At 28.2% G+C, this 12,494-nt stretch carries 11 protein-coding genes; 7 read left to right on the top strand and 4 right to left on the bottom strand.

The features are described from left to right. Positions 1-177 precede the first annotated feature (177 nt). Complete coding sequence (locus tag KGF42_RS17380; RefSeq protein ID WP_227822103.1) at positions 178-1,560, bottom strand: peptide MFS transporter; 1,383 nt, start codon at positions 1,558-1,560, stop codon at positions 178-180. Positions 1,561-1,816: 256 nt separating this feature from the next. Here KGF42_RS17380 and KGF42_RS17375 point away from each other — a divergent pair, with 256 nt between their 5' ends. Both KGF42_RS17375 and KGF42_RS17370 read left to right on the top strand, forming a co-directional pair. After that, entirely contained in the window at positions 1,817-2,164 is a 348-nt protein-coding gene (locus tag KGF42_RS17375) for a cupin domain-containing protein (RefSeq protein WP_054274286.1), read from the top strand. Between the two features lie 17 nt (positions 2,165-2,181). Next, entirely contained in the window at positions 2,182-3,216 is a 1,035-nt protein-coding gene (locus tag KGF42_RS17370) for a DUF6398 domain-containing protein (protein WP_107595563.1), read from the top strand. A 48-nt stretch (positions 3,217-3,264) separates the two neighbouring features. Here the strand turns inward: KGF42_RS17370 and KGF42_RS17365 are convergent, their stop codons facing one another. Continuing rightward, positions 3,265-4,314, bottom strand: a complete 1,050-nt coding sequence (locus KGF42_RS17365) for a PTS transporter subunit IIC (RefSeq protein ID WP_054274284.1) — start codon at positions 4,312-4,314, stop codon at positions 3,265-3,267. A gap of 275 nt (positions 4,315-4,589) precedes the next feature. Here KGF42_RS17365 and KGF42_RS17360 point away from each other — a divergent pair, with 275 nt between their 5' ends. The 3 genes from KGF42_RS17360 to eam all read left to right on the top strand — a co-directional run bounded on the left by KGF42_RS17360 (position 4,590) and on the right by eam (position 8,056). Continuing rightward, entirely contained in the window at positions 4,590-6,125 is a 1,536-nt protein-coding gene (locus KGF42_RS17360; RefSeq protein WP_227822106.1) for a hypothetical protein, read from the top strand. 46 nt (positions 6,126-6,171) lie between these two features. Continuing rightward, positions 6,172-6,387 carry a hypothetical protein gene (locus KGF42_RS17355; protein WP_227826772.1) on the top strand — a complete coding sequence of 72 codons (216 nt, stop codon included), beginning with the start codon at positions 6,172-6,174 and terminating at the stop codon, positions 6,385-6,387. 400 nt (positions 6,388-6,787) lie between these two features. Next, positions 6,788-8,056, top strand: a complete 1,269-nt coding sequence (eam, locus tag KGF42_RS17350; protein ID WP_227826771.1) for a glutamate 2,3-aminomutase — start codon at positions 6,788-6,790, stop codon at positions 8,054-8,056. Positions 8,057-8,148: 92 nt separating this feature from the next. Here the strand turns inward: eam and KGF42_RS17345 are convergent, their stop codons facing one another. Next, a complete protein-coding gene (locus tag KGF42_RS17345) occupies positions 8,149-8,505 on the bottom strand; it encodes a hypothetical protein (RefSeq protein WP_227822109.1) in 357 nt (118 codons plus the stop codon). Positions 8,506-8,655: 150 nt separating this feature from the next. Further along, a complete protein-coding gene (locus KGF42_RS17340) occupies positions 8,656-9,750 on the bottom strand; it encodes an AI-2E family transporter (RefSeq protein ID WP_054274279.1) in 1,095 nt (364 codons plus the stop codon). 461 nt (positions 9,751-10,211) lie between these two features. On the opposite strand from KGF42_RS17340, the gene KGF42_RS17335 reads away from it, so the two are divergent. Both KGF42_RS17335 and KGF42_RS17330 read left to right on the top strand, forming a co-directional pair. Next, positions 10,212-11,033, top strand: a complete 822-nt coding sequence (locus tag KGF42_RS17335; RefSeq protein ID WP_227826770.1) for an AAA family ATPase — start codon at positions 10,212-10,214, stop codon at positions 11,031-11,033. A gap of 20 nt (positions 11,034-11,053) precedes the next feature. Next, entirely contained in the window at positions 11,054-12,265 is a 1,212-nt protein-coding gene (locus tag KGF42_RS17330; RefSeq protein ID WP_227826769.1) for a VWA domain-containing protein, read from the top strand. Positions 12,266-12,494: the final 229 nt, after the last annotated feature.

Below are 12,494 nucleotides of genomic sequence, written 5' to 3'. Positions count from 1 at the left end.
TAGTTTAAGTTCTTTGCTATATTTTTTGTGTTTTTTAGACATAGAAAAACCCCCTTAGAGTATACACTTTTTAGACCTATTATAATGGCCTTTTATTTAAATGTCTACTATAAGGGGATTATACTAATTTTGAGACAGCCCCTTTTATTATATCTTTTATTAAGTTTAGAAAAAATTTTAATTTGATAATTCTACTAATTTTTTATTCATTATAAGCAGTATAAATCCAAATATCAATAAAAATGATGGTATCACTATGAATACTTGTAACATACCAAGTTGGTCTATAATAGCTTGAGTATAACCAGATAATTTATTTGCTGCAAATTTACCTAAAAACCAAACACCCATTAAGAATGAAATATACTTTTCAGGTGAAAGTTTATTCACCATGCCATATCCAACTGGAGAAAAGCAAATTTCTCCTATACTTTGGAATGTTAAAAATCCAACTACCCAAAATACACTTGCCTTATGAATTGAATTAGGGTCTGTTCCTGTCTGTATAACTGCTACTATCATAAATAAAAAGGCTATAGCCAATAGTATAAAACCTAAACTCATCTTTTTAGGGACACTTAAATCACCTTTTTTAGTTTGAGATAATTTTACCCATACTAGAGCAGATATAGGTCCAAGAATGACACAAAGAAGACCATTGTATGAATCTATCCATGAAGTAGGGATTTGAAAATTGCCAACAGTAAGATTTATGTGTTCCTTTGTATAGAGTGCAATAGACATAGAAGCTTGGTTATATGCTATCCAAAAAAATACTGTGAAGAAAGCTAATACCAATATTACTATTATTCTTTTTTTCTCAATTAAAGTTAATGGTTTTGAAGCTAGTATCTTCTTATATTCTAGTGATTTCTTTATAGATTCTCTTCCATTACTGAATTCATTATTTAAGGATTTATAAAACTTTTTGTGACCGAATATAAAGAATAATAAGCCTATTAGAACAGTAATTGATGAAAATAGGAATACATATCTATATCCGTAAATACTTATAGAGGTTCCACTTTTCATAGCGAACCATTCATTAGCAACTAAACCACATACTAAAGGTCCAAACAATGTACCTAGATTAGTAGCCATATATGTAATAGAGAAAGCTCCATCTTTTCTTGGGTCATCATTTGTATATAAATTTCCGACCATAGTGTGTAAGTTTCCTTTATAAAAACCTATTCCTAATCCAGAGAGGAATATCATAATGTTTATATCCATTTTACTATTTGCTGTGTATCCTAAAAAATAACCAATTGAAACCATTATCATTCCAAGTATGATACAGTTTTTAGGACCTAGAAATCTATCACTGACCCATCCGCCAATAACTGGAGAAAAATAAGTCCATGCTAAAAAAGATGCAAGCATTGATGCAGATTCTGCTGGCGTTAATCCTAAACCACCTTTAGACGCTTGTTCAGCTAAAAACAATAATAATACCAATTTCATACCATAGTATGCAAGTCCCACAAAGGTAAATATTGAACAGCAGAAATATAAATCTTTAGGTTGTTTAAGTTTTTCTTGAGTTTTTAAAACTGACATATGTCGAGAACCTCCAGATAAATAATTTAACAAAATTTTACCATACTATATGAGTATATGTTTTTTTCATAGAGACGTCAACTTGTGAGATATTTTAATTAAGTCGAAGTATATGTAAAAATAGTATCATTTTTGTATATTCAGTAATATTTTTTTATGATAATATATGTTATTATTATATTAAAATACAAACATATTATGGAAAGGATATGCCAATTTAGTAGTTAGATTGATTGTTTGGCAGGTGAGATGAGCTATGATAAGAAAGAAATCCGAATTACAAGTAGAAGTAAAAGAAAATTTAAATGGTGGTATTGGAAAGGTTAAGCTTGAAAACATAATACAAACTGAAGAGCTTAAAGGAAAAGGAAGACTGTTTAAAAGAATAGCTTTACCAGCAGGAAGTTCAATTGGTGTGCATGACCATACAACAGATTTTGAAGTGTATTATATACTAAAGGGAAAAGGTAAAGTATTTGATAATGGGAAATTTGTAGAAGTAAATGAGGGTGATGTAGTGTATACAGCTGATGGTGAAGAACATTCTATAGAGAATATAGGAGAAGAAGATCTTGAGTTTGTAGCACTAGTTTTATATATGTAAAATATGGAGGAGGAGTCATGACAAGCAAGATAGAAGAAATTAAGGACAAGATAAACAGATTTTGCAACTCCAATTTAAATCAAGAATACAAAGATATAAGTTTTAAAATTTTGCAAAACCTTTTAGATAATAATAAAGAGATAATTCATTCTTCTAGAGCTGATATATGGTCTTCAGCTATACTAAATATAGTTTTAGAGCAAAATCTTTTATATAATAAGAAACATCCACTACATATAACAAAAAAAGAGTTTTCAAAACAAATAGGTGTTTCTTTAAACACTATAAATAATAAATCATCTTTGATAAAGGATGTTTGTAGTATTGACTTTTTAAATCAAGATACTATAGCTATTTCCAATGTGGAATTTTGGGTAAAAGAGACGAATTCTAAATCAAAGTCTATAGATTTAGATTTAGAAAAAAAGAAAATATTGTATAAAAGATATATTAAGTTATCACAAGATGCTAATAGTGATATTGAATCAATTAGGTATATGGAGGAAGCTGTAAATATCGGAAAAAGTATGATTACTAAAGAAGATAAAGAACTTGGATTTTGGAAAGGTCTATCTACCAGAGCCTATATGATAGCACTTGAATCTCTTGCTAGGAAATTAGAAAGTATTAATAATTTAAAAGAGTCCAAAAAAGTATTGGAATATTTAATAGAAATTAATCCTAGTGATGAGCAAGGAATAAGATATAAATTGCTAAATATATTAATTAGATTAAATGATAGGACTTCAGTCAATAAATTGTTTGAACTTTATAAAGAAGAAAAATCTGCCACATGGATGTACAGTAAAGCTCTTTATTACTTTAAAAATAAAAGTGTATTTTTAGCAAATGATTCTATTAAGGTTGCCAGAAGTAAAAATAAGTATGTTGGATTATATTTATTAGACTGGCGAAATGCTTTTGGTAGAGAATTTGTTACAGAAGAAGAAAAGGCAGAAGCTGTATATTATTATGATGAAAATGTAGTGATTTGGAATGAAGTAAAAGGCTCTATGGATTGGTTATTAAAAAAAATGTTGGAATTTTCATAAAAAAAACTACTCCTTACTTTTATATAAGTAAAAGGAGTAGTTTTTAATTTATACATCTAGTTTTAAATCTTCTGGTTTTATTAAACCTTTTTTTCTCATAAATTCTGAAATCAACAAAGTCACAATAGCAGGAAGTATAAAGTTAAGTAAAAGTATACCAATCCACATAACTATACCTCCTTTTCCAGCACTTTGCATAGCAGTTACCGTTCCAAATTGTCCAACCAATCCACAAGTACCCATACCAGAACCAATAGGAATATTCTCCATTTTAAATATTGTTGTAGATAATGGTCCAAGCAATATTGAAGCTACAGTAGGTGGTATCCAAATTTTCCAATTTTTTATTATATTAGGGACTTGTAACATAGAGGTACCAAGACCTTGTGCTACAAGACCACCAACTCCATTTTCTCTAAAGCTCATAACAGCAAAACCTATCATTTGACAGCAACAACCTACAGTTGCTGCTCCACCAGCAAGACCACCCAAACTTAGCATCATACAAATAGCTGCACTACTTATAGGTAATGTAAGAGCTATTCCAACAAGTGCAGAGACTAGAGCTCCCATTATTATAGGTTGCATAGTTGTAGCTTGCATTATTATGTTTCCAAATGAAGTCATAAATGCTGAGACAGCTGGACCAATAAATTCAGATACAAGTACTCCAGTTAGTATTGTTACAGCAGGTGTAACTAATATATCTACTTTTGTTTCTTTTGAAACTAATTTTCCAATCTCTACTGCAAAAAGTGTAGCAACAAATGCTCCAACAGGACCTCCTAATTCATTACCACAAGCTCCAACAAGTGCACAAGAAAATAGTACAAGAGGAGGTGCCTGAAGCCCATATGCAATAGCCACTGCTATAGCTGGACCTGTAACTTGTTTAGCAAGAGGACTTATAACTTCAGTAAAAAGAGAAATATTGAAGTTATCTCCTAATGTATTAAAAATTGTTCCAATTAAAAGGGAAGAAAAAAGACCGAGTGCCATGTAACTTAGTGCATCAATAAGATACCTTTGAACAGAAATTTCAATATTTTTTCTTTTAGCAAACACTTTGAAATTTCTTTTTTTGTAATTGATTTCCAATTCAAAATCCTCCTCATATAATATAAGTATAAATTTCTTTTGAATTAATTATATAACTTTTTAGGTGACAAGACAAATGTTATTTCACTAAAATTAGACTATTGTAATAGTAAGAAATTAACAGTAATTTTAGTTTTAAATTTTAAATTTATGGTTTATAATTAGTATAGGGATATTCTGAAATATAATAATTTTCCAGTTTATCCCAATATTTAACTTAGGTAGATTGCTTACAAAACAAATGATTATATATTGAGCTAAAAGGAAGTGGATAGATGAGATTTGTAGAAAATAAGAAATACAGAAAAATTGCCATAATTATATCTATTCCTATATTGCTTGTTGCGCAGTACTACCTTTTTAAATTTGGAATACTTAGACCAATGGTAAAAGGAGTAGAAATTGAAATTGTAGATGGGGAATATGTTAAAGATATAGATAAATATGTAGTAAAATTAAATGAAACAGTTACTTTGTCTACTGGTGAATATATTAAGGTTCCTTCATATGCTAAAGAGCCAAATATTTGGTTTAATGTATTGGATAATTCAGGAACTTTAAAAATAGATGGAAATAAGATGACAGCATTAAAGGTTGGGTATTCTTCTGTGGGTATCATGAAAAATTCAAGAGTATTAAAAAAGGCTACTATAAAAGTAGTAAACCCAGAGGTAGAATCACTAGATATGGAGATTAATGGAGATTTAAAACATGTTGGTGATAGTGCTACTATAGAAAGTACAATAGAGGTTGATTATGAGAAGTTTAAAAAATCATATAAGCCAATTTATAAGAGCAGTAATGAAAATGTTTTAAAAATCAAAGGAAATAAAGTAAGCGCAGTTGGAGTTGGAAAGGCAACAATATATGCTAAGTGTGGAAATAAAGAAGTTGAGAGAACATTTAGAATTCAAGCTAGAGTTGATGGAATAAACATAAATGATGTAAAAATAGAAGTTGACCAAAATGAAAAATTAAAACCAGATATAATAACTTCTCCGCCTGGTTTAGAGCCACCAAAAATATATTATGAGTTGGTAGATTCAAAATTACCTGTAGAAAGAGCAATAAGTCTAAGTAATGATGGAGGCATAGTAGGACTTAGAGAAGGTAAAGATAGAGTAAGGATAACTTGTGGAGATAAATCTAAGATAATAACAGTAAAAGTAGTCAAAGAAACTATAACGAATGACTATATACAAAACTTAGTAGGTTCACATAAAATAGTAAATAATAAAGTTATTATTAAACTTGAGTGGGATTATATGAAAGATGTCTTTAATTATGATATATATCTTAAAGACAAATTGTCAGGAGAATCATTTAAGAAAATTAAATCTATAACTATAAATGAAAGTGATTTAGGTAAATCCAAAAAAGTATATGCTACTATAGAAGTAGAAATAAAAGAGAATCAAAATGTAGATTTTGATATTTATGTTATAGGAAATAAAGATTCAGATACAACTAAGCCAAGTAATGTAATAAATATTACTAATGGAAATGGAAATTCAAATAATAATGACAACATTCAAGATATGAAGGTTGAAAACATATCAGCTAATGTTGATAGAGATAATAATGTTATTAGAGTTAACTGGAGTAGCGTATCCCATAAGGATTGTACTTACAGTATATATATAAAAAATAATACTAATGGAGATGGAGAATTTACTTTATATCAAAGTGATATACAGGGTAATGAGCATACTATAAATATCCCTGAAGGAGACTTAAATTTAGATATTTATGTTGTTGCAAATTATAATGGTAATAACTCTCAAAATAGTGACACTATAAATGTAAGGTAGATTTGTATACGGATTAAGAGTAAAAAATTAAATAAAAAAGGATGGTATGATAGAAATTATACCATCCTTTTTTACTAAATTAGATGGAAAGTCATTTGAAATGTCTGCAAAAAATCTAGGCGTTCAAGTATATTGTGCTGAACGATTTTCAGTGGGAAACTCTACAGTGCCAAAAGCAATTCGTATTTGTGTAACAGCTCCAAAAGATATAGAAGAATTAGAAAAAGGGCTCAATATAATAAAGTCACTTCTTAAGAGTTAGAGTTATTTTACTATGATTTAATTAAATAAACAAAAAGGCGAAGAAATTTATTATAATAAACCTCCGCTTTTATTATTTAATGAAATACTTTACTTTCTATTAAAATTTTAACTTCAATAATCTTGAAAGTATAATCGTTTTATGGTAAAATAATTCTTAAAAATAGAAAAAATTAATCATTTGTTAAAAAAAATGCATAATTTATTGTAATTTATTGACGAAGGTTGAAAAATATTCATAAATATGTGGAATAATAAAAAAAATGCAAAAATTAATTCAATTTCATTTGTTATAAAATCTATATGGCAAAATCAAATTTGCCTATCAGAATGATATAAACACATCAGAAAGGAGGACGCTATCAAATAATATAAGTAGTTAATTTTGATAGCAAAAAATTATGAATGAACAAACTAGAATATCCTTAGAGAGAGCTGCTGAACTAAAATCAAAAATTGATGATTATATTCAGGCTAGAAAAACGATTAACAGAGGACTTGAAAAGGAAGAAGAAATAAATAAACGAAAACAGAAAATATTAAGTATATTAAATGGAACAGAAGAGGATTGGAATAACTACAAATGGCAACTATCAAATAGAATAATAGATGTAGATACTTTATCAAAGATTATAACTCTAACTAAGAAAGAAAAAGAATATATAAAAGAGGTTGGTACTCAATTTAGATGGGCAATATCTCCATATTATTTAAGTCTGATAGACCCAGAAGATATATGTGACCCAATAAAATTACTGTCTATACCGACACATATAGAATTGGAAGATGAACAAGAGGATTTGGACCCAATGGGAGAAGAATATACAAATCCAGCAGGATGTATAACTAGAAGATACCCAGATAGACTAATAATAAATGTAACAAATGAGTGTGCTATGTATTGTAGACACTGTCAGAGAAGAAGAAATATTGGTCAACAAGATTCTCATAAGTCAAAAGCTATTATCCAAGAATCTATAGACTATATTAGAGAAAATGAAGAAATAAGAGATGTACTAGTTACTGGTGGAGATGCACTTACATTAAAAGATGATTATTTAGAATGGATTCTTAGTCAACTTAAAGAGATACCACATGTTGATTATGTTAGATTAGGTACTAGAACTCTTGTTACAATGCCACAAAGGATTACAGATGAATTTTGCAATATGCTAAAAAAATATCATCCTGTATATATAAATACTCATTTTAATCATCCAATGGAAATAACCAAAGAATCTAAAGAAGCTTGTGAAAAATTAGCAAATGCAGGAGTTCCATTAGGAAATCAAGCAGTATTGTTGAATGGTATAAATAATGATAAGTTTGTAATGAGATGTTTAAATCAAGAATTACTAAAAATAAGAGTAAAACCTTATTATATATTCCAAAGTAAACATGTGAAGGGAACAAAACATTTCAATACATCAGTAGATGATGGTCTTGAAATCATGGAGTATTTAAGAGGATATACATCAGGAATGGCTATACCAACATATATAGTGAATGCTCCAAAAGGAGGAGGAAAGACTCCATTACTTCCACAATACCTTGTATCAAAAGGAACAGATTATGTTATGCTTAGAACATGGGAAGGGAAAGTTATAAAAATGGAAGATGAGCCTGCTGTAGATATAAAGAAACTTATAAAAGAGCAAGCACAGGATTAAAAAAATACTTAAAGTGTAGAAAAAGAAACAACTTTAAAATAAAAACAAAATGGATGCTAAAATTATATCAATTTGCATCCATTTTTTATTAGTTATTTATTATTTTGTTGTTGATTAACTAATTCAAGATATCCACTTGGGTGGAAGTAATATATCTCAGAAGTATTTTCATTTACAAAGTAACCGATGTCACCATCTGCATCTGGTAAAAATACATAACCATTAAGATTTTTAGTTTTTAATGCTTCGAAATCGCTAGCATTTCCTTGATATATGTAATCAACTTTATTGTTGTATTTTACTAAAAGTTCTTTAGCTTGTTCTTGAGTCAATTTAACATTTTGGCTTACAGGAACATTCTTTTGAGAATCAGCATAAGAAGATTCATTTACTGGTACAGTTAATAACAAACAAGATAAAACTAATAAAGATATAAGTGCTTTTTTCATACTAAAACCCTCTTTCGAATTTAATTATATAAGATTCATTACTTAATAATATTGTATGTTTCCTATAATTAAATATTACCATTAAAGAGAATAATATTACAGTTACACAGCTGTAACCTTTGATTACAAAATCGTAATTAAATTGTATTTTTATTCCATTTGTATTTTATCATGTCTACGATTTACAAATTCACAGAAATATATCTTTATAACACCCATAACAGGAGCAGATAGAATCATACCCGGTATACCAAAAAAACCTCCTCCAACAGTAACTGCTAAGATTGTAAAAAATGGGCTAAGACCTAGTTGTCCACCTACGATTTTTGGCTCTATAAATGTAACTTCAACTTGTTGAATTATTATTAAGTAAATCAAAGAAGTTAATGCAGTTGTTGGATTGGAGAATAAATTAATTATTACAACTGGTGCCATACCTATTACTGGACCAAAATATGGAACCATATTCATAATACCCATAAGTGTACCAAATAATAGTGCATATTCAGATTTTAAAAAGTAAAGACCAATTCCAGAAAGTAATCCAACTATAAAAGAATCTAGAATCTTACCTGTAAAGTATTTACCAATATTCAAATTCAAGCTCTGACATAGTTCTATTATAAAATCCCCATACTTTTTACCTAAGGAAATATAAACTATCTTCTTTGTAAATAATAAGAACTTTTCTTTCTCTAATAATATGTAGAAGCATATTATAAAACCTAAAAGAAATTGTACTATAAATTTTCCAACAGAGAATGTAGTACTAAATATTCCGCCAAGTGAACCAATAAGCAAGTTACTAAACTTAGGCATTACACTCATAATTTTGTCACCATATTCTTTTAATGTATTAGGGTCTACTGATTGTAAACTTTTGCCTAAATCAAATAAGAACTGCTCTGTTTTATCTATATATGTAGGAACTTGAGCGACTAAATCAGCTAAACTACTTACTATTGATGGAACTGTAAATAATATAAAGGAAATTAGTATAATTATGAGTACTCCATAAGTAAGGAGTAATGAATACATTCTCTTAAAATTTAGTTTACTTTCTAAAAACTTTACTAGTGGGTTGAATATATATGCTAATACAAATGCTATTATAAATGGTGTTAGTAATGACATTAATAGACTTACTATTCCAAAGAAATATTTGTAATTATCAATAACTTTAATCAAGATATATGAAACAACCACAGTAAGTACAATATTTAAATAAATTTTTTTATCTTGCAAAATAACACAACCTTTCTTATATTTGTTAAATTTAGATATACTTAAATTTAAGTTCAAGTTAATATTTATAGCTTATTATACAATAAAAAGCAGTATTAATATAGTATGATTAACATGAAATTATAAATACATGAAGACTTTATATTTATGATTAAAATAATGAAAATTAATTACATTATGTTCATATATAATCTAAAATGAAAAAAATGATGATTTTGATTAAAGTAAGTTTTTATAATCTAAATTTTGTGTAAGAAGTTATCTTTTATTGTTTTTTAAATATATATTTCATTTAATTATGACAAATAAAGATAAAATTTAAATATTTTAGAGGTAATTTTATTTAGATATAGAATTTTAGAATAATGCTATACAAATGTATTGTATTATTATTTTTATATAAAAAACAGTAATAGAGTCTATATACATTTAGAAAATACTGTTTAAAAGGAGTAGAATTCATGATAAAAAAAGAGATATCTAATTTTAGAGGAAGTAGTGATTATGTAGTATCACCAGAATTAATGGCATCAGTTAATGTTGCTATTGCTCTTGAAAAGCCACTTTTAATTAAGGGTGAACCTGGAACAGGTAAAACTATGCTAGCACAAGCAATTTCAAATGAGTTACAAAAAGATTTAGTAATTTGGAACATAAAATCAACCACAAAAGCACAAGATGGGCTTTACGTATATGATACTGTCCAAAGACTTTATGATAGTCAATTTGGAGGAGAAGGTGTAGATGATATTAGTAAGTACATAAAATATGGTAAACTGGGAGAGGCTTTTAGTTCAAAGCAACAAGTAATTCTTTTAATAGATGAGATAGATAAAGCAGACTTAGAATTTCCAAATGACTTGCTTTGGGAATTAGATAAAATGGAGTTTTATATAAATGAAACAAAAGAAACTGTAAGAGCTAAACAAAGACCAATAGTTATTATAACTTCAAATGCAGAAAAAGAACTTCCAGATGCCTTTTTAAGAAGATGTATATTTCATTATATAGAATTTCCTGACAGAGATATGATGGAGGCAATAGTCAAAGTACATTTTGATAAAGTAGAAGAACATCTGTTGGAACAAGTAATGACTACTTTTTATTGGATTAGAAGCTTAAAGGAGATACAAAAGAAACCTAGTACATCAGAATTAATAGACTGGATACAAGCATTAACTCTGAGTGGAATTCCTATTGAAAAAATAGAGAAAGAAGTTCCTTTTGTAGGAATATTGCTTAAAAATAATGAGGATATTGAATCTATGCAAAGACGTTTATAGTTAATAGGAGCTGGATAATTATGTTTATTAAATTTTTTTATTTATTGAGGGCAAGAGGATTAGATGTATCTTTAAATGAGTGGATGACTTTAATTGAAGCATTGGATAAAGGACTTTGCTATTCAAATTTTTCGAATTTTTACTACCTTTGCAGAATGATTTTGATAAAAAGTGAAAGTGATTTTGATAAGTTTGATGCAGTGTTTTTAGAGTATTTTAAAGGTATAGAACATCAAGAAGAAATTCCAGAAGAGATTATGAATTGGCTTAAAAAAACAGATATAGATTTAGAAGAGTTTGAAAGATTAGAACAAAATCCAAATATAAATCTTGATGAATTAAGAGCTAAATTGGAGGAGCGTATAAAAGAACAAGATTCTCCACATAATGGAGGCAATTATTGGATAGGTACAGGAGGTACTTCTGAATTAAGACATTCAGGAAAGGGACAAACTGGTATACGTATAGGAGGAAATTCAACTTATGGTAGAGCTGTTCTTGAGGTTGCAGGAGAAAGAAAGTACAGAGATTTTAGAGATGATGAAGTTCTAAATATGCGACAATTTCAAGTTGCATTAAAAAGACTACGTCAATTTTCTACTAGAATAGATGCTCCAAAGACAGAGCTTGATTTGGATAAGACTATTGAAGAGACTTGTAATAATGCAGGGTATTTAAAACTGTTTTTTGAGAAGCCCAGAAAAAATACAGTAAAACTTTTACTACTTATGGATTCAGGTGGTTCAATGAGAGGGTATAGTACTTTATGTAATACATTATTTCAGTCTGTAAGTAAATCAAATCATTTTAAAGATGTAAAAGTATATTATTTTCATAACTGTCTTTATGATAGATTATTTACAACACCCGAATGTTGGTTAAGTAAATCTATTGATACTGAATGGATATTAAAAAATATAGATAAAAACTATAAAGTTATAATTGTTGGAGATGCTTCTATGTCACCTTCTGAGCTACTTTATATTGGTGGTAATTACCGAAGCCCATATAATTACACACCTGGTATAGAGTGGCTTAAAAGATTCAAAAGAAAGTACAGTAAGATTATATGGCTGAATCCAGAATTGAGAGGTGGATGGGATTCAATTGGCTATTGGTATCAGACTCAAAGATTGATACAAAGTGAATTTAATATGTTTCCACTGACTGTAAAAGGTCTAGAAAAAGCACTGAAAAATTTAATGGTTTCAAGGCAAAATAAAGATAAATAAGGGGCTGTCGCACTAAAAAATAGTGCTACGCCCTTTTTTGTATAAAAAAAATAAATCCCAAGTTCAAAAGAGCCTGGGATTCTTGTATAATAATTGTATGTCAAAACAAAATACTATACAAATTGATTATACTACTTATGGTGATAATTATCAATTTAAATTACCACTAAATATTGATTATATGATTCCAAAAGATGATTCTGTAAGGTTATTAAGTCAAATTATTGAG

It is taken from the genome of Clostridioides sp. ZZV15-6383 (assembly GCF_020657735.1).
Taxonomy (GTDB): Bacteria; Bacillota; Clostridia; order Peptostreptococcales; family Peptostreptococcaceae; genus Clostridioides; species Clostridioides difficile_D.
The sequence above is the reverse complement of the archived record's forward strand: the minus strand, read 5'-3'. Positions and strand labels throughout refer to the sequence as shown.

What these genes read in the sequence shown, in the direction of transcription:
- KGF42_RS17380 (WP_227822103.1), bottom strand. Translation starts at nt 1,560, where the DNA reads ATGTCAGTTTTAAAAACTCAAGAAAAACTTAAACAACCTAAAGATTTA.
- KGF42_RS17375 (WP_054274286.1), top strand. Translation starts at nt 1,817, where the DNA reads ATGATAAGAAAGAAATCCGAATTACAAGTAGAAGTAAAAGAAAATTTA.
- KGF42_RS17370 (WP_107595563.1), top strand. Translation starts at nt 2,182, where the DNA reads ATGACAAGCAAGATAGAAGAAATTAAGGACAAGATAAACAGATTTTGC.
- KGF42_RS17360 (WP_227822106.1), top strand. Translation starts at nt 4,590, where the DNA reads ATGAGATTTGTAGAAAATAAGAAATACAGAAAAATTGCCATAATTATA.
- KGF42_RS17355 (WP_227826772.1), top strand. Translation starts at nt 6,172, where the DNA reads ATGATAGAAATTATACCATCCTTTTTTACTAAATTAGATGGAAAGTCA.
- eam (WP_227826771.1), top strand. Translation starts at nt 6,788, where the DNA reads ATGAATGAACAAACTAGAATATCCTTAGAGAGAGCTGCTGAACTAAAA.
- KGF42_RS17345 (WP_227822109.1), bottom strand. Translation starts at nt 8,505, where the DNA reads ATGAAAAAAGCACTTATATCTTTATTAGTTTTATCTTGTTTGTTATTA.
- KGF42_RS17335 (WP_227826770.1), top strand. Translation starts at nt 10,212, where the DNA reads ATGATAAAAAAAGAGATATCTAATTTTAGAGGAAGTAGTGATTATGTA.
- KGF42_RS17330 (WP_227826769.1), top strand. Translation starts at nt 11,054, where the DNA reads ATGTTTATTAAATTTTTTTATTTATTGAGGGCAAGAGGATTAGATGTA.